15 protein-coding genes are annotated in these 16,871 nt (G+C 59.5%); 1 reads left to right on the forward strand and 14 read right to left on the reverse strand.

Going from position 1 to position 16,871, the window contains the following annotated elements; translation table 11 throughout:
- Nucleotides 1–5: 5 nt before the first annotated feature.
- The 14 genes from ACM6IN_RS27515 to ACM6IN_RS27580 form a co-directional block, all read right to left on the reverse strand.
- Nucleotides 6–1,334: a sigma-54-dependent transcriptional regulator gene (locus ACM6IN_RS27515; RefSeq protein WP_007949592.1), complete on the reverse strand. Its 1,329-nt coding sequence runs from the start codon at nucleotides 1,332–1,334 to the stop codon at nucleotides 6–8.
- Nucleotides 1,331–3,232, reverse strand: a complete 1,902-nt coding sequence (locus ACM6IN_RS27520; protein WP_414917052.1) for a sensor histidine kinase — start codon at nucleotides 3,230–3,232, stop codon at nucleotides 1,331–1,333. The genes ACM6IN_RS27515 and ACM6IN_RS27520 overlap by 4 nt, the downstream gene beginning before the upstream one ends.
- Before the next feature lie 144 nt (nucleotides 3,233–3,376).
- Nucleotides 3,377–4,111, reverse strand: a complete 735-nt coding sequence (locus ACM6IN_RS27525) for an amino acid ABC transporter ATP-binding protein (protein WP_007916729.1) — start codon at nucleotides 4,109–4,111, stop codon at nucleotides 3,377–3,379.
- Nucleotides 4,108–4,779, reverse strand: coding sequence for an amino acid ABC transporter permease (locus ACM6IN_RS27530; protein WP_007916726.1), 672 nt, complete (start codon nucleotides 4,777–4,779; stop codon nucleotides 4,108–4,110). The genes ACM6IN_RS27525 and ACM6IN_RS27530 overlap by 4 nt, the downstream gene beginning before the upstream one ends.
- Complete coding sequence (locus tag ACM6IN_RS27535; RefSeq protein ID WP_095112347.1) at nucleotides 4,779–5,525, reverse strand: amino acid ABC transporter permease; 747 nt, start codon at nucleotides 5,523–5,525, stop codon at nucleotides 4,779–4,781. Before ACM6IN_RS27535 ends, ACM6IN_RS27530 begins: the two co-directional genes overlap by 1 nt.
- Before the next feature lie 194 nt (nucleotides 5,526–5,719).
- A complete protein-coding gene (locus ACM6IN_RS27540; RefSeq protein ID WP_095112346.1) occupies nucleotides 5,720–6,634 on the reverse strand; it encodes a glutamate/aspartate ABC transporter substrate-binding protein in 915 nt (304 codons plus the stop codon).
- Between the two features lie 262 nt (nucleotides 6,635–6,896).
- The gene (gene mtr / locus ACM6IN_RS27545) at nucleotides 6,897–8,156 is read right to left on the reverse strand and encodes a tryptophan permease (RefSeq protein ID WP_007916720.1); all 1,260 of its coding nucleotides are present in this window, start codon (nucleotides 8,154–8,156) and stop codon (nucleotides 6,897–6,899) included.
- 150 nt (nucleotides 8,157–8,306) lie between these two features.
- Nucleotides 8,307–9,635, reverse strand: coding sequence for an amidase family protein (locus ACM6IN_RS27550; RefSeq protein ID WP_414917053.1), 1,329 nt, complete (start codon nucleotides 9,633–9,635; stop codon nucleotides 8,307–8,309).
- A gap of 30 nt (nucleotides 9,636–9,665) precedes the next feature.
- Entirely contained in the window at nucleotides 9,666–11,375 is a 1,710-nt protein-coding gene (locus ACM6IN_RS27555; RefSeq protein WP_123376504.1) for an NAD(P)/FAD-dependent oxidoreductase, read from the reverse strand.
- Between the two features lie 19 nt (nucleotides 11,376–11,394).
- The gene (locus ACM6IN_RS27560) at nucleotides 11,395–11,880 is read right to left on the reverse strand and encodes an aromatic-ring-hydroxylating dioxygenase subunit beta (protein ID WP_414917054.1); all 486 of its coding nucleotides are present in this window, start codon (nucleotides 11,878–11,880) and stop codon (nucleotides 11,395–11,397) included.
- Nucleotides 11,861–13,159 (reverse strand): Rieske 2Fe-2S domain-containing protein, encoded by a 1,299-nt coding sequence (locus tag ACM6IN_RS27565; protein WP_414917055.1) that lies wholly within the window; start codon nucleotides 13,157–13,159, stop codon nucleotides 11,861–11,863. The genes ACM6IN_RS27560 and ACM6IN_RS27565 overlap by 20 nt, the downstream gene beginning before the upstream one ends.
- 14 nt (nucleotides 13,160–13,173) lie before the next feature.
- Nucleotides 13,174–14,106 carry a flavin reductase family protein gene (locus tag ACM6IN_RS27570; RefSeq protein ID WP_007916711.1) on the reverse strand — a complete coding sequence of 311 codons (933 nt, stop codon included), beginning with the start codon at nucleotides 14,104–14,106 and terminating at the stop codon, nucleotides 13,174–13,176.
- Nucleotides 14,103–14,519, reverse strand: coding sequence for a DUF4440 domain-containing protein (locus ACM6IN_RS27575; RefSeq protein WP_414917056.1), 417 nt, complete (start codon nucleotides 14,517–14,519; stop codon nucleotides 14,103–14,105). The genes ACM6IN_RS27570 and ACM6IN_RS27575 overlap by 4 nt, the downstream gene beginning before the upstream one ends.
- Nucleotides 14,500–15,867 carry an MFS transporter gene (locus tag ACM6IN_RS27580; RefSeq protein ID WP_007916707.1) on the reverse strand — a complete coding sequence of 456 codons (1,368 nt, stop codon included), beginning with the start codon at nucleotides 15,865–15,867 and terminating at the stop codon, nucleotides 14,500–14,502. Before ACM6IN_RS27580 ends, ACM6IN_RS27575 begins: the two co-directional genes overlap by 20 nt.
- Nucleotides 15,868–15,972: 105 nt before the next feature.
- On the opposite strand from ACM6IN_RS27580, the gene ACM6IN_RS27585 reads away from it, so the two are divergent.
- A complete protein-coding gene (locus ACM6IN_RS27585) occupies nucleotides 15,973–16,860 on the forward strand; it encodes a LysR family transcriptional regulator (protein WP_414917057.1) in 888 nt (295 codons plus the stop codon).
- The last annotated feature ends 11 nt before the right edge of the window (nucleotides 16,861–16,871 follow it).

Here is a 16,871-nt window from a genome sequence, read left to right on the forward strand (position 1 = left end):
CTCGCTTAATGGCTCAGGCCGTATTTTTTTACTTTGTCGAACAGCGTGGTCTTGGCCATGCCCAGCTCAAGACTGGCCTGAGTCAGGTTGCCGCCGCTGCGTTGCAGGGCGTCGCTGAGCAGGTTGCGTTCGAACGCTTCCACCGCTTCGGCAAACGCCAGGCCTTGTCCACCGCTGCTGGCGCCGGATTTTTTGAACGCTGGCAGGCCGAGGGCAAAACGCTCGGCGACGTTGCGCAGCTCGCGCACATTGCCTGGCCAGTCGTGGCTCATCAGGTTCGACAGGGTCTGGTTGTCCAGCTCCGGCAGCGCGCGGTCGAAACGCAGGGCCGACTGCTGGGTGAAGTGTTCGAACAGTTGCAGGATGTCTTCGCGGCGCTCGCGCAGGGGCGGCAGTTCCAGGGTCACGACGTTGAGACGGTAATACAGGTCGCTGCGGAACTCACCGGCCTTGCTCGCTTCGTCGAGGTCGGATTTGGTCGCCGCGATCACCCGGCAATCCACGGCCACGCTCTGGTTCGAGCCGAGGCGTTCGAGGGTGCGTTCCTGCAACACGCGCAGCAGCTTGATCTGCAACGGCAACGGCATGCTTTCCACTTCGTCGAGGAACAGCGTGCCGCCGTCGGCGTGTTCGATCTTGCCGATACGCCGCTTGCCGGCACCGGTGAAGGCATTGGCCTCGTGGCCGAAAATCTCGCTTTCGAAAAGGTTTTCCGGCAGGCCGCCGCAGTTGAGTGCGACGAATTGTTTGCTGTGGCGACGACTGAAATCATGCAGACAGCGCGCGACCAGCTCCTTGCCGGTACCGGTCTCTCCTTCGATCAATACGTTGGCCGAGGTGTCGGCGACGTTGGCGATCAGTTCGCGCAGATTCTGCATCGCCGGCGAACGGCCGATGATCCGTCCTTCCAGGGAATCGCGTTCGGCCAGTTGGCGGCGCAGCGAAGAGACCTCGCGGGCGAGGCTGCGTTGCTCCAGCGCACGCCGCGCGACGTCGACCAGACGCTCCGGCGAGAACGGTTTTTCCATGAAGTCATAGGCGCCTTTCTGCATCGCGCCAACGGCCATGGAAATGTCGCCGTGGCCGGTGATCAACACCACCGGCAAGCTGCGATCGCGTTGTTTGAGGCGGGTCAGCAATTCCAGGCCATCGATGCCCGGCAGGCGAATGTCGCTGATGACGATGCCGGCAAAGTTGTCGCCGACACGCTCGAGCGCTTCTTCGGCGCTGCCAACGCCGACACAGGGGATGTCTTCCAGCGTCAGCGCCTGTTGGCAGCCGAGCAACACATGGGGGTCGTCTTCGACGATCAGCACACTAAGGTCGTGGTTCATATTGGCTCGGCAGGAGTAGGGCTTACCAACGGTAAACTGAGGACGAAGGTGGTGCCACCGCTGGCGGGGTGTTCGACACCCAGATGCCCGCCGGTGGCGGCCGCGAGGCTGGCGGAAAGGGTCAGACCAAGGCCCAGGCCTTGTTCGCCGGGCTTGGTGGTGAAGAAGGGTTCGAACAGATGCTTGCGCGCTTCGGCGTCGATGCCATGGCCGTTGTCACGCACGCGCAGACGATATTTGCCGTTGAACTCTTCGCCCTCCAACCACAGCTCGGGCAGGGGTTGCGCCTGCATGGCGTCGAGGGCGTTGCCGATCAGGTTGACCAGAATCTGCTCGAGGCGGGTCTGGTCGATCTGCACCTGGACATCAATGAACTGGCGGTGAATGTTGACCGCCGAACTCTCCAGGCGTGCCCCGAGCAATTGCAGCGCTGCCTCCACGGCTTTGCCGAGGCTGGCCTGGCCCTGGTTGTCACCGCGCCGGGCGAACGAACGCAGGCTGGCGGTGATCCGGCCCATGCGGTCGATCAGCTCGTTGATGGTTTTCAGATTGGTGCTGGCGACATCCAGTTGACCCCGTTCGAGGAAGCGCACGGTGTTGCCCGACAGCGTACGCATCGCTGCCAGCGGCTGGTTCAATTCGTGGGCGATGCTGGTCGACATCTGGCCAATTGCAGCGAGTTTTCCGGCCTGCACCAGCTCATCCTGCGCACGGCGCAGGGTCTCTTCGGCCTGACGGCGTTCGCGGATCTGGCTCTTCAGACGCTCGTTGCTGGCGCGCAGGTCGGTGGTGCGTTCGGTAATCCGACGCTCCAGTTGATTGTTGGCTTCCTGCAAGGCTTCGCGGGCGGCAAGTCGGGTGGCGATGACCTTGCGCCGCTCGTTCCAGGCGATCAACAGGAACGCCACCAGCGCAAACGCGACCGCCACCAGAACCCCTTGGTTGATGGCTTCGCGACGCAGGTCCTGCAACGGCGTGAGCAGGGTGAAATTCCACGGCGTGTCGGTCAGTGGCCGGGTCTGCGCCAGATAGCTGATGTCGTCATCGTCGGAGCGCACTTCGCTGTTGGCGGGGAAGGTGAGTTTTTCCACACCTTCGGACAGGGTTTCCCGGGCCAGCGGTTGCAGCTCGTTGAGCGGGAACCAGTAGTACTGCAGGCTGCGCGCGAGTTTTTCTTTGATTTCGTCACTCAGCGGAATCACTGATTTAAGGCGACGTGCCGGATCACTGGAAAGAATGATGATGCCGTTCTCATCGCTGACAAAGGCTTCGAGACGTGCGCGTTGCCAGCGTTCTTCCATGGCTTCCAGGCGCACCTTGACCACAGCGACGCCGATGATCTTGCCGTGCTCTTCGAGGCCGTGGGCGAGGTAATAACCGGGCTCGCCGTTGGTGCTGCCGATGCCGTAGAAACGGCCTGGCTCGCCGCGTACGGCTTTTTGGAAATAGGCGCGGAAAGACAGGTCTTCACCGAGGTAACTGTCGACATCGCGCCAGTTGCTGGTGGCCATGACACGGCCAGTGGTGTCCATCACGTAGATGGCCCGACTGCGGCTGCGCCGGTTCAGGCCTTCAAGGTAATCGTTGACCGCTTGCCGGTTTTCCGGAGTCGGGTCGGCCAGCAGCTGCGACACACTCGTTTCGAGTTCCAGCAGGCTGGGCAGGTAGGTGTATTTGCTGATTTCGCTTTCGACGGCGCGTGCGTTCAGTTCGAGCTGGCGCTGGCCGTTTTCGCTGAGGCTGCGAATGCCAAAATGCTCACTGGTCCAGAAGCCGACGTAACCCAGACCGATCATCAGGATGATGACCAGCGGCGGCAGGAACAGATGACGAATCAGACGGGGTTTCACGGCAAGTGATGGCGGCGCGGCGCGATAGAGATTGGGGTCGCATTTCATCACAGTTGCCTTGGGTCAACCACCACAACAAACTTCACCAATCCCCTGTAGGAGCTGCCGCAGGCTGCGATCTTTTGATCTTTAAAAACAAAGTCAAAAGATCGCAGCCTGCGGCAGCTCCTGCAGGGGGAGGCGGTGTTGCTTTTAGTGCTGCAGGATTTTCTCGAGGAAATGCTGCGCGCGTTCGGAGCGGGCGCTGATATCGCCGAAGAACTCCTCTTTCGGGCAGTCTTCGATGATCTTGCCGGCGTCCATGAAAATCACGCGGTCGGCCACTTTGCGCGCAAAGCCCATTTCGTGGGTCACGCACATCATGGTCATGCCTTCGTGGGCCAGTTGCACCATCACGTCGAGCACTTCGTTGACCATCTCCGGGTCGAGCGCCGAAGTCGGTTCGTCGAACAGCATGACGATCGGGTCCATCGCCAGCGCACGGGCAATCGCCACGCGCTGTTGCTGACCACCGGACAGTTGCCCCGGATGCTTGTGGGCGTGTGCAGACAAACCGACGCGCTCAAGCAGTTGCAGACCTTTCTTGGTCGCCTCTTCCTTGCTGCGACCCAACACCTTGATCTGCGCGATGGTCAGGTTTTCGGTGATGGTCAGGTGCGGGAACAGTTCGAAATGCTGGAACACCATACCGACGCGCGAGCGCAGTTTCGGCAGATTGGTCTTCGGGTCGGCAATCGAGGTGCCGTCGACAACGATGTCGCCTTTCTGGAACGGCTCCAGCGCGTTGACGCATTTGATCAGGGTCGATTTGCCGGAACCCGACGGACCGCAGACCACGATCACTTCGCCTTTTTTGACCTCGGTGCTGCAATCAGTCAGCACCTGGAAGTCGCCATACCACTTGTTGATGTTCTTGATAGAGATCATACGGCAAACCTTTTTTGCAGACGCTTGACCAGCAGCGAGGCGGCAAAGCTGATGATGAAGTAGACGACACCGGCGAAGATCAGGAACTCGTTGGAACGACCAATGATGTCGCCACTGGCGCGGGATGCGTTAAGGAAGTCAACCAGACCCACGGTGTAAACCAGCGAAGTGTCCTGGAACAGGATGATGCTCTGTTGCAGTAACAGCGGGGTCATTTTGCGGAACGCCTGGGGCAGGATGATCAGGCGCATCATCTGGCCGTAGCTCATGCCCAGCGCTTGTGCCGCGCCCATCTGGCCTTTCGGGATCGACTGTACGCCGGCCCGAACGATTTCGCAGAAGTACGCCGCTTCGAACATCATGAACGCCACGATGCACGAGGTGAACGCGCCGATCGGGGTGTCTTCGCCGGTGATCCAGCGCAGCACGAATGGCACTGCCAGATAGAACCAGGTAATTACCAGCAGCAGCGGGATCGAGCGGAAATAGTTAACGTACGCGCCAGCAATGTTCGACAGCAGTTTATTGTGCGACAGCCGGCAGAGCGCGAGGATCGTGCCGAGAATGATCCCGCCGACCACACCCATGGCCATCAGCTTGAGGGTCATCACCATGCCGTTCCACAAACCGGGAATGGCCGGGACGATGCCACTGAAATCGAATTCCATTATTTACCCCCCACGGAAATCAGGCCGGGCACGGAGACTTTCTTCTCGACCATGCGCATCAGTAGCATCAGGCTCATGTTCAGGGTGAAGTAGATCAGGGTCGCCAAGGTGAACGCTTCAAACAGGTTGGCCGAGAACTCGGCAGTCTGTTTGGTTTGCGCGAGCAGCTCCATCAGGCCGATCAGCGAGGCCACGGAGGAGTTCTTGAAGACGTTGAGGAATTCCGAGGTAAGCGGCGGAATGATGATGCGGTAGGCCTGGGGCAGCAGCACATTCCAGTAGATCTGTGGCAGCTTGAAGCCCATGGCGCGGGCGGCGGATTCCTGGCCACGCGGCAGCGCCTGGATACCGGTGCGCACTTGTTCGCAGACACGGGCGGCGGTGAACAGGCCCAGGCACACGACTACGCTGAGGTAAGCCGAGGTGGTCGGGTTGAGGTCCTGCTTGTACCACTCCTGCAGATCCGCCGGCAGCAGGTCGGGCACCAGAAAGTACCAGATGAACAGCTGAACCAGCAGCGGCACGTTACGGAACAGCTCGACGTAGCACGTCGCGATGCCCGACACGATACGGTTCGGCACGGTGCGCATGACGCCCAGTATCGAGCCCAGCAGCAGGGCGATGATCCAGGCCACGATGGCGATGGCGATGGTCCAGCCCAGACCGGAGATGAACCAGTCGAGATAGGTCTCGCTGCCCACGCCGGTGGACTTGAAGAACACGCCCCAGTCCCAGTTGTAATTCATTAGGGTCTCCCCTCGATTCGATCGATGTACAAGTGCCCGCCTGGGGAAACTCCGTTCCCTCCCTGACCTTGACGGTCAGGCACACGCGATCGGCTCGACAGCCACCGGTTCGAGTGTTTCCAGAAAATGCCAGCAGGGAGTGACCATCCCCTGAAAAGGCAGAAGCCTCCTCAGGGGATAAGGTTAGTCAGAAATCAGGATTTCTTGTCGTCAGCCGCTTTGTCGGTCGGATTGGCGATCAGGGCCTTGAGCTCGTCGCTCATCGGGAAGTTCAGATTCAGGCCTTTTGGCGGAATCGGCTGCATGAACCACTTCTCGTAGATCTTGTTGATCGCGCCCGAAGCATAAGTGGCCTTGATGGCGTCATCCACAGCCTTTTTGAACGGCTCGTCGCCTTTGCGCATCATGCAGCCGTAGATTTCGTACGACTGTGGAGTGCCGGTCACGGCCCAGTCAGTCGCCTTTTTGGCCTTGGCGGCTTCACCGGCCAGCAGCGCGTCGTCCATCATGAACGCAACGGCTCGACCCGATTCCAGCATCTGGAAGGATTCACCGTGGTCTTTGGCGGAGATGACGTTCATGCCCATCTGCTTGTCGGCGTTCATCGCCTTGAGGATGCGCTCGGAGGTGGTGCCAGCGGTGGTCACGACGTTCTTGCCTTTCAGATCGTCGAAATCCTTGTACTTGGAGTCAGCCTTGGACAGCAGACGGGTACCGATTTCGAAGATGCCGACGGAGAAGTCAACCTGCTGCTGACGCTCGACGTTGTTGGTGGTGGAGCCACACTCGACGTCCACGGTGCCGTTCTGCACCAGCGGGATACGGGTCTGCGAGGTCACCAGATTGTATTTGACTTGCAGGTTTGGCAGGTCGAGGTCTTTCTTGATCGCTTCGACGATGGCCAGCTGGATATCGTGGGAGTAGCCAACCGGCTTGCCGGAAGCGTCAGCGATGTAGGAAAACGGGATGGAGGCGTCGCGGTGGCCCAGGGTGATCACACCGGACTCTTTGATTTTCTTCAGGGTGCCGGTGAGTTCGGCGGCGAAAACTGGCGTGCTGATCAGAGCGGCCGCAATGGCTGCGCCCAGGATATGGGGAACGATGCGCATCAAATTTTCCTCGACATTGTTTTTTTTATGGAGCCAGTTTGTCGGCCCTTTTGTGCTTCGAATGCCTGACGGCTCCTGAAGTGTTGGCACAACAGGCATTCGTCGAGAGAGTGTAGAGCATGACTCGTGCCAGACCAGTCGCAGATAGATAACGTGTTGTTTTATAACGTTATTAAACTTTTGTGGCGGTATTTTTTAACGTAACTGATCCGGTTAACCGAATCGACCGTAAGGTCGCGTTCGGAAAACCGAACGAGAAGCCTCAGCGCCACACAGGCAGACAATCAAATACGAACAGCAAATGGGACACCGCGCAGATCGCCCCGAAAAACAGCACCAGCACGATCATCGGCGTCCCCCCCCACACCTGATAGCGTGGACTGCCAAAGCGCTTGCGCGAAGCCCGAGCCAGTAGCGCCGGAGTAATCACCGCCCACAATGTCGCCGCCAATCCGGCAAAACCGATGGCATGCAGAAAGCCTTCCGGCCAGAGCAATCCGCAGAGCGTCGGTGGCGCGAAAGTGATGGCGGCGGTCTGCAGGCGGCCGATGGGGCTGTCGTCGAAACCCAGCACATCGGCCAGGTAATCGAACAAACCCAGGGTCACCCCGAGAAATGAACAGGCCACGGCGAAATTGGAGAAGAACGTCAACAGCAGATCGACGTTGGCGCTGTTGAGCTGTGAACCCAGGGCGCTGATCAGCGCATCGATATTGCCACCGCGCTGAGCGATGTCCTTGAATGCGTCGCGGGGGATGTTGCCCATGCTGCAGAGCATCCACACCAGATACAGCGCCAGAGCGATCAACGTGCCGCCGACCAGGCAAGCGCGAATCCGCTGCGGGTCCTTGCCGTAATGCTTCATCAGGCTCGGCACATTGCCGTGAAAACCGAACGAAGTCAGGCAGAAGGGCAGGGTCACCAGCAGATAAGGCCAGTAATGGTTGTCACCGCTGTTCAGGTTGAGCAGCGTGGTGCTTTGCACATGGCCGAGCAAACCGCCAAAGGTTAGAAAGAACGCGAGGATTTTTGCGCCGAACACCAACGTGGTCATGCGGCTCACCGCCGTGGTGCTGAGCCAGACAATGAACGCCACCAGCAGCGTGAACCCCAAACCGCCCGCGCGCGATGACAACTCAAGCCCGAAGGTTTGCGCGGTGTGATGAAGCACTGAGCCGCTGGCGGAAATGTAGGCGTACGTCAGGGTGTACAGGACAAAGACAATGCTCAAACCATTCAAACGGCTCCAGCCACGCCCGAGCAGATCGCCGGTGATCGTGGCGAAACTCGCGCCTTCACGGTAATTGAGATTGGCTTCAAGAATCATCAGGCCCGAGTGCAACGTGCAGAACCAGGCAAACAGCAGCACGGCAACCGAGCCGTAGAACCACAGCCCGGACATGATCACCGGCAGCGAAAACATGCCGGCACCGACGATGGTGCCGCCGATGATCATGGCGCCGCCAAGGATCGACGGCGAGCGTTCGACAGCGGGAACGGAGGATATTGAGGTGACGCGCATGGCAAGGCCCGCAATTTGAATTGTTATAGGTGCATCGACGCAGAGCCCCTGTAGGGGCGAGCCGGCTCGTGATAGCGATGTGGCAGACGAAGTTGATGTCGACTGACACGACGCCTTCGCGAGCAGGCTCGCTCCCACAGGGATCGTGGTTTAGCCGATGTCGAGCAGGTGCTTCAGGTGCCGCACATTGGCCAATAGAAAGTCGTCCTGCTCTGGCAATGCATCGAACGACAGGCCCACCGGTAACGCACCCGCCGCCGCTACCGGCACACTGATGCTTGGCGCCGCCAGATTGCTCGCCGGGTCGGTATTGCGCACGAACGTTTCAAAGTTGCTTTCATCCGCGCAAGCGCTGAGCAGCGGTGCGCTGCACGTGACGGTCGGGTAAGCCAGCAGGTCCAGTTGATGGCGGCTGAAGAGGGCGCGGTATTCCTTCTCCAGACGCAGTTTGCTCATCAATGCCTGCACGTAGTCGGTGTAGGAAATCGCTGGGCTTTTCAGTTGGGCGGTGAGGATTTTCTTGATCGCCGGATCGCGAATCTGCGCGAGGATGTCGAGGAACTGCTCACCGCGTCCGGCTTTCATCAGGAACCGTGGAAAATCGATGAAGAACTCGTAGATCGGTAGCGGAAACTGAATGCTCTCGTTGATCTCGCCAATCACGGCATCGTCGACCGGCACGATGATCACACCGCGATCGGCCAAGGTATCGATGGCCGTGCGGCAAGCGCGTTGCACGTTGTCAGCGAGGTCGGTCCAGAGAAACCGCTCGGGAATGCCAATGCGCAACGACCGGGTTTCTGGCTGATGCAGGCAGCCGGTCAATTGCCCGTGAACGAACTGACAATCCTCCACGGTGCGGGTCAACAAGCCCGGAGTGTCTTTGGTTTGCGACACCGGGACGATGCCGTCGACCGGATAAACGCCGGTGGTGGGGCGAAACCCGACAATCCCGCAGAACGCCGCCGGTATCCGTACCGACCCCCCGGTGTCGGTGCCGACCGCACACGCCACCAGTCCGGCAGCGACGGCGGCAGCACAGCCGCCGCTGCTGCCACCGGCACTGTGGCGTTCGTTGACTGGGTTGATCACCGCGCCATGGGAATGGTTGGCCGAGGTCACGCCGAACGACAATTCGTGCATGTTGTTCTTGCCGACAATTTGCGCGCCCAATTGCCGAAAGCGCTCGACGATGCCGGCATCGGTTTGCGGCACATAGTCGGCCAGCCCGGGCGTACCGGCGGTGGTCGGCATGCCGCTGACGTTGATGTTGTCCTTGAACGACACCGGCAGGCCATACAGTGCGCTGTCGCGCCCAGCGGCATTTGCCTTGGACGCTGACGGGTCGAAGGTGATGAAACTGTTCAGGTGTTGCATCTGCACATGACGCTCGCGCAAGGCATGCTGCCAGGCGTCCGGGCAGTGTTGGCCACTGCGCAAGCCGTTGACGAGCTGTTCAATTGAAAGCTGGCTGTACATGGATGATTCTCGGCGTGGAAAGGGACTGGGTCAGCAGTAGCGGTACTGCGAGTGCAAGTCGTCGAGCGGGTTGCCGGCAAGCAGATCGCCGCCCAGGCTGCTGATCACCGCGCACGCACCGTTGAGTGCGGTTTGAATCGCGCCTTCGGCCCAGCCACCGGTGAACGAGGCGCCGCAACCGGCCAGGTACAAACCGGTGTCCTGTTGCGGATCGAGTGCGGTACGGAACTGATAAAACAGGCGCTCGGAGTAAATGTCGTCGCCGGGGAAATTCAGCTTGAAAGCGCCGAGTGCGTGCTTGTCGGTCAGCCAGTCGTATTCCAGAACGTAGCGCTGGTAGTCACCGTCCAGCGGCAGCAGATGGCTGGCAAATTCCGGTGCGCTCATCGCCAATTCGTCGACCAGACGCAGGCAGCGCTGCACCTTGTCGGTCATCGAAACCATCTTGTGCGAGTCGTCTTCCCAGGTGTAACTGATCAACACCACGCCCCAGGAATCCGGATCGTGCGGCGCGTAATCGAGGCAATACACGCCCTTGACCAGGGTGTCGGTCTGGATGTTTTGCGCCAGGCCATGTTTGAGCCAGAACTTGTCCTTGGTCAGGATGAACAGCTTGGATGAGCCGACCATGTGCGTTTCGTTGATCGCCCGCGCGACGTCGCGATTGACGAAGGCCTGGTTCTGCGTGAGCTTGAGGTTCACTTGCAGGGCGCGGGTCGTGGTGGTGGTGATTACCCGGTCGCAGGCGTAGGTTTCGCCGTTGCTGCCGGCCAGCAGAATCTCGCCGTGCGCACCTTTGTTGATCGACTCGATGCGCGTGCGGCAAATCATGTCGCGCACCTGAATACCGTTGAATTCGGTGTCGGCAATCCGCTCGGCCAGCGAGGAAATACCGTTGGGCACCAGACGCTGATTGACCTCCAGTGCATTGACCACCAGGCGCAGGATTTCGGTGAACGACGCGCGGTACACCGACTGGAAACCGCCCGAGCCAATGCCCAGCGAGCCGAAGAGGTGGAAGTCTTCGGGCTTGCGCCACGGTTTGCCGCCCGGCGGTTTTTTGCCGGTGAAGATGCGCACCATCGCCGAGTAAAACGAGCTGTCACCGAAGCAGTCCAGGTAGCGTTGCCACTCGGGCTGCACTTCGCAGTAATTGTGCTGCTTGAGCAATTCGGTGATCAGCAGCGGTGGCGCCAGGCACGTGCCGTCATCGAGGGTCACGCCTTCGCTGAGAAAGGCGATCCAGCCTTGGTGCACGGTGCTGAACAGCGCCGGCGGTGGTTGCATGGCTGCCCAGTGATGGGCTTCGCCACGGTAGTGGATTTCGGTGTCGACCACGCCCGGGTCGGGAAACGCCTCGGTGGTCTGGATGCCGAAGCGATTGAGGTAATGAAACAGCCCGACTTCACTCGGCGGAAAACGCATGGCGCCCATTTCCGCGATGAACTGCGGCTGTTCCTCATCAAAACACTGCGTCAGCAGACGCCCGCCGACATGCTCGGGTTCCGCTTCAAACAGCGTCACGCGACGCGCACCGGCGCGCAGCAGTTCGTAAGCGGCGACCAGCCCGCTGAGGCCAGCGCCGACGATGCCGATGTGTTTCTCGGCAGTTTCCGCCGGCAGGTAACCAATGGCTTCATCGGCACTGCGCAGGAACTGGCCATAGTCATACAGCAGATCGACGTAGGGAAAAGACAGGCACGCGGACGCCTGACTGGAATCATGGGAAATAGCTTTCACAGGGAGACTTCTCGATCGATCAGATAATGAGCTGCAGGCTTTCAAGGGCGCGTGCGGGGTTGAGCAACAGGATCTTCTTGCCGTGAATCTTCCACGTGCCATCGATGTTGATCAGTTGATGTTCGACGGTCACCGGGTAGTGCCATTCGTTGTCGCCGCGCGCTTCGCAATAGAGCATGTTAGAGCTGGCGCACGCGCTGAACGAGGCTGCGTCGAGCGTGATGCGCGGGCGCTGGGCGATGTGCAGGCTGCGGCTCTTGGGCTGTTGGGAGAAGTTGCGCGCATTGGCCAGTCGGTTGATCCGCAGCGTGGTCAGAAAACGGTCTTCGTACACCAGCGATGATTCGTGCAACGGACTGACCTGCTCACGGGTCATGGGAATCCAGTAGTGGTAGTCATCGCTGAGCAGCTGTTGCCAGGCGTCGAAATCCTGCTGGTCGAGCAAGTGCAGTTCGGTCTCGATCAGTTGCTCGATGGCGTGGTGATTAGATTGATCGTGTTGCATGGTCGTCCCGCATCAAGTGCTGCCAACTGTTATAGAAATTACGCATGGCCATTTCGCTGGTGCCGGACACCACTTGGGTCTGCGCATAGGATTCGTTCGGGCTGAACAGGCGGGCGACGTTGACCCATTCGTTGGCGTCGCTGCCCAGGCCTTCCATGGCCCGTTCGTACATTTCCACGTCGTCGTGGGCGACCATCGAACACGGCGAGTTGATCAGGTTGTTGTACTGCACAGTCCTTTCCAGCAACTGCACGGGGGCGCCCTGCAGTTCGAAGATCCACGACTCGACGATGGTTTCGCGGGCGCTGAGCGGTTTGATCACGCGCAAGGTCTGGATCGGTCCCTTGACCATCAGGTTGGGGAAATACACGGTGTTGTGGCGGGTGTCGTCGAGGATCGCCCGGGCCTGCTCTTCACCGTAGCTTTCCACCATCAAGTCCCAGTAACCGTGGATGTCGGTGTAGGCCTTGTGAATCGAATTGCTGACCCCGGTGTGCCCGTGGCCATTGGGCCAGACGCGAATGCCCATGCCGGCGAAAAACTCGTAGGAGGCCATGAACGGCGAGAACAGTTCGACGGCCATCGGTGGCTTGCCCTGATCACCGGTTTCCTGCCACAGGCGGATGGCTTCGCCGGCCGAAGATTCGTGGGCGATCATCGGGTGGCAGGTGTCGGTCTGGTTGTCGACGACCATTTTCCAGTTGCAGCGATGGCGGTGCAGCAATGGCTGGCCGATTACTTTCAGTTGGCCCTGCGGCGAGCGCATGACCATGTTGTCGAGTGTCGACAGCGACTCGCCAAAGAACTCCTCGAAGCCGATGCCTTCTTCCGTCAGGCGGACAAAGACGAAGCCGCGATAGTTGTGCACCGCGCTCACCGGGCGCATGCCTTTGTGCGCGGAACAACTGCTCAGGTCGCAGTCGTCGTACTCCTTTTTCACCGGAATGCTCAGCAGCTCGCCGTCCGTCTTGAACGTCCACGCGTGGTACGGGCAACGCATGAAGCGGCCGACATTGCCGCGCGCTTCGGCCAGCACTTTCACGCCTTTGTGCGGGCAACGGTTATGCAGCACGACGATGGCGCCGTTCTTCTGCCGAACCATGGCCAGCGGCTGTTGTGCAAGGGTGGTGGTGAAGTAGTCGCCGGTCTCGGGGATCAGGCTGTCGTGACCCAGGTAGCACCAGCTCGCGGCGAATACGCGCTGCTGTTCCTGTTCGAAAAGCGCCTGATCAAGGAACAGAGATTTATGCACTTCTCTGCCATTGAAATAGTTGTCCAACGGAGTGTCCTCTCTCAGATCGCCAGTTTCAGGCGCGGGCTTTTGGCGCGGGAGACGCAGGGGTAGATTCGCGCACTGCACGCCGCTTCCTGTTCGCTCATGATGAAATCGCGGTGGTCGACTTCGCCTTCGAGGACGTCCAGCGCGCAAACGCCGCATTCACCACGACGACAGTCGTACAGCGGGTCGAGCCCGGCCGCTTCCAAGGCTTCGAGCAGCGACTGTTGCGGGCCGACATTGATGCTGACGCCGGAGTCGGCCGCCTCGATGACGAAGCCTTGCGCGGTGGTTTCGCGGGCAACGTTGAACACTTCCAGATGGATCTGTTCACGCGCCAGGCCAACGCTTTCGGCGTGACTGAGCACTGCGTTGAGCATCGCTGCCGGGCCGCAGACATACAGGCGGTCATCGGCGCGCAGATCGGCGAGCACTTCGCTGATCGCCGGGCGACTGCCGGAGAGGTGCAGTTGCAGGCGTTCTTGCAGGTGTTCTTGCAGGTACCGGGCGTAGACCGCATCGTCGGCGCTCTTGGCGAAGTAATGCAGGTGCGCAGGGCGATCCAGCGCAGTCAGGTGGCGCAGGATGCCGGTCAGCGGCGTGATGCCGATGCCGCCGGCAATCGCGATATCACGCCCGCTGTCAACGTCGAGCGGGTAGTTGAAAGTGTTCAGCGGACCTTCCAGTTCCACGCTGTCATTGACCGCCAGGGTGCGGATGTACTGGCTGCTGACGGAGTCTGGCGAGAGGCGAATGGCGAAGGTGAACTGGCCATCCTCAACCTCCTTTACATGCACCGTCGAGTAGTGACGACAGTCATCCAGCCCCGGGATCTGCCATTTGAAATGTGCCCCGGCGTGGCTCATGTCGATCAGGGAAGGCGGGCCGCTGACGGTGACTTCCTTGATCGACGCCGAGAGCATCCGGCAGTGGGTGACGGTGTATTTCATGCAGGTTTTTCCTGGCTCAACGGTGTTTCGTGCAGGTACAACCACTGGACGTCGTGGTGCTGGACGCGAAGGATCGCCAGCGAAATACGCGAGGTTTCGCTTTGGTTCAGGCGATGGATTTCCTTGTAGCGCAGGGCCACGGTCGAACCTTCGTGCCAGACCGTGTGCAGGTCGCTGATCAGAATCTCCAGACCTTTGCGGGCACCGACGGCGCCGCTGAACAGTTGCTCGACTTGCGCCCGACCGACCACGGCGGCCGAGGTGGTGACCATGCTGAAGTGCTCGGCAAACACCTCCATCAGCGGCGCGATGGCGTCTGCGCCGGCCCCGTCAGCGTCGGTAAAAACGCGGTGAATCAGCTCGTGCACGTGGTGAATACTGTGTTGCGCTCGTTCAACCAGGTTGTTGTTCATGGCATTCCTTTGGAGGGTTCAATTGACTCATCTGAAACAGCGGGAACAGCCCGACCAGCGCGGCAATCGCGAACGTCGCGTGGTAGGCCTGCGTGGTGTCGAACTGCTTGAGCAGCACATTGAAAATCATCAGAAACAACGCCGCACCGAGGCTGAACGACATCTGCCGATTGATGTTCCAGATCACACTCGCCTTGTGCGTATCGCCGCCGGCAAAATCCATCAATGAGGTGGTTTGCGCGGTGTTGGCACCGATGCCACCGCCGATGCCCATCAAGCTGTAAGCGATGACGATCACCCACAGGTCCGTTGGCGCGTTGACCAGCATCAGCGTGGCGATGCCGGCGCTGTGCAGCAGCATGCCGAGGGTGAACAGGCGTTTCGCGCCGACCCGGTTGTAGACCCGGCCGCAAATCGTCATCGCAATGAACGCGCCGATGGCGTAGAGGATCATGAACATCCCGGTCAGCCGGGCGCTGAAGTGCAGCGTGTTCTGCAGGAAGAAAATGCTCATCAGATTGACCCCGGTGAACACGCCGGGAATCGCGTAATAGATGAAGATCGAGGTGCTGAGCTTTTTACTTTTGAGCAGGCTCAATTCGATGATCGCGTTGCTGCAGCGGCGGTAGTGCCGCAGGTACAGCACGATGAACAGCAAACCCGCCGCGACACAGCTCAACGCGGCCAGCGCCGGGTAGTCGCCGCCGTACAGCGACATGCCCATCAGCAGGCTGGCGAGCGCGGCACTGACCAGCAGCAGGCCTTTGATGTCCGGGCGCGGCAGATCGGTCGGTTTGCTTTCCTTGATCCAGAACCACGACAGCCCGGCCGCGATCAACGAAAACGGGATGTTGCTGTAGAACACCCAGCGCCAGGAGCTGCTGTCGACAATGATGCCGCCGACCGTCGGTGAAATCGCCGGGGCAATCAGCGCGACGGCCATCACCAGTGTGGATATTTTCGCCCGTTGCTCGCCCTGAAACAGATTGAAGGTCAGCGCCTGACCGACCGGAATCAGCAGCCCGCCACCGACGCCCTGAACGAACCGCCAGATCACCAGTTCGTGGAAACTGTCGGCCATGCCGCACATCCACACAGAGCCGGTGAACACCAGCATCGAAGCGGTGAGAATCTCGCGACTGCCAAAACGCCCGGCCAGCCAGGTGCTGACCGGAATAATCAGGGTCAGGCCAAGAATATAAGCATTGGCGACCCACGCCACCGATGAAGTACTGACCTGTAAAGTTGCCGATATACTCGGCAGTGCCACCGCCGACATAAATATGTTTATACAGTCAATAAAAAAGCCGATCAGAAAGATCAGCGCGATCTTATAGCGATAGTTCATGTTGAATCCCCTTTGCCGCGCAGCATAGGGGCGATGGACTTGAAGTGTCGATACGACTATGCTTAAAACAATGTTTGACAGGATTTAACAGTGAGCCATAGCGCCATGCACTCTCATCTTAATCGGGTTCAGACGTTCCTCGCGGTGGTGGATTTTGGTTCTTATACCAAAGCTGCAAACTACCTGAGTATCAGCAAAGCCATGGCCAGCCTGCATGTCAAGGCGCTGGAAGAGGTTTTGTCGGCGACGCTGTTGATCCGCAACACCCGCAATATATCGCTGACCGAAATAGGTCAGGAGTTTTATGAAGAGTTCAAGGGGATTGTCGCGGACATCGACAATGCCTTTGATAATGTCCTGAAAGGTAATAATCGGGTATCCGGAAAGTTACGGATTAGTTCAACCAGTGAATACGGTGAAAAGTATATTCTGCCGTTGATTCCACTGTTCTCCGAGCGTTATCCGGAAATCCGCTTGTGCTATAACTTCAACTCTTCATTGAATGATCTGGTCGCGGAAAAACTGGATCTGGTGGTCCGTCTGGGTAACTTGGCGGATTCGGCATTCAAGAGCCGCAAGTTGGCCGATTATGAAATCGTGCTGGTGGCCACCGAGCAATTTCTCGCCCGGCATCCGGTGCGGCAACCGCTGGACCTGAACAGCGTGCCGTGGATTGCCAACAGCAATTTGCAGGCGCCGACTCAGTGGACATTGCGCCATGGGCCAGGGCAGGGCGTTGAGGTCGGTGGCACCAGCCACTTCGAATCGAACTCGTCGACGGCGATTCGCTCGATGACGTTGTCTTCACTGGGCGTATCGGTTCTGCCTGCCTGGGTGGTGGCAGATGACATTGCCGCCGGGCGTCTGGTGCGCTTGCTGCCGGAGTATTCGCTGCCCTCGCAGTCGATCAATGTGGTGTTTCCCAACACCCCGCATCTGCCGCACAAGTCGCGGGCGTTCATTGATTTTCTGTTGTTGCATCTGGCGCAGTGATCCCGGCCCCA

The sequence above is a fragment of the Pseudomonas sp. IT-P395 genome (genome assembly GCF_949767675.1).
Classification (GTDB): domain Bacteria; phylum Pseudomonadota; class Gammaproteobacteria; order Pseudomonadales; family Pseudomonadaceae; genus Aquipseudomonas.

Coding starts and splice junctions, on each gene's coding strand:
- ACM6IN_RS27575 (WP_414917056.1), bottom strand. CDS start 14,519: ATGAACAACAACCTGGTTGAACGAGCGCAACACAGTATTCACCACGTG.
- ACM6IN_RS27550 (WP_414917053.1), bottom strand. CDS start 9,635: ATGTACAGCCAGCTTTCAATTGAACAGCTCGTCAACGGCTTGCGCAGT.
- ACM6IN_RS27560 (WP_414917054.1), bottom strand. CDS start 11,880: ATGCAACACGATCAATCTAATCACCACGCCATCGAGCAACTGATCGAG.
- ACM6IN_RS27525 (WP_007916729.1), bottom strand. CDS start 4,111: ATGATCTCTATCAAGAACATCAACAAGTGGTATGGCGACTTCCAGGTG.
- ACM6IN_RS27515 (WP_007949592.1), bottom strand. CDS start 1,334: ATGAACCACGACCTTAGTGTGCTGATCGTCGAAGACGACCCCCATGTG.
- ACM6IN_RS27520 (WP_414917052.1), bottom strand. CDS start 3,232: ATGAAATGCGACCCCAATCTCTATCGCGCCGCGCCGCCATCACTTGCC.
- ACM6IN_RS27540 (WP_095112346.1), bottom strand. CDS start 6,634: ATGCGCATCGTTCCCCATATCCTGGGCGCAGCCATTGCGGCCGCTCTG.
- ACM6IN_RS27580 (WP_007916707.1), bottom strand. CDS start 15,867: ATGAACTATCGCTATAAGATCGCGCTGATCTTTCTGATCGGCTTTTTT.
- ACM6IN_RS27585 (WP_414917057.1), top strand. CDS start 15,973: ATGCACTCTCATCTTAATCGGGTTCAGACGTTCCTCGCGGTGGTGGAT.
- ACM6IN_RS27530 (WP_007916726.1), bottom strand. CDS start 4,779: ATGGAATTCGATTTCAGTGGCATCGTCCCGGCCATTCCCGGTTTGTGG.
- ACM6IN_RS27570 (WP_007916711.1), bottom strand. CDS start 14,106: ATGAAATACACCGTCACCCACTGCCGGATGCTCTCGGCGTCGATCAAG.
- mtr (WP_007916720.1), bottom strand. CDS start 8,156: ATGCGCGTCACCTCAATATCCTCCGTTCCCGCTGTCGAACGCTCGCCG.
- ACM6IN_RS27535 (WP_095112347.1), bottom strand. CDS start 5,525: ATGAATTACAACTGGGACTGGGGCGTGTTCTTCAAGTCCACCGGCGTG.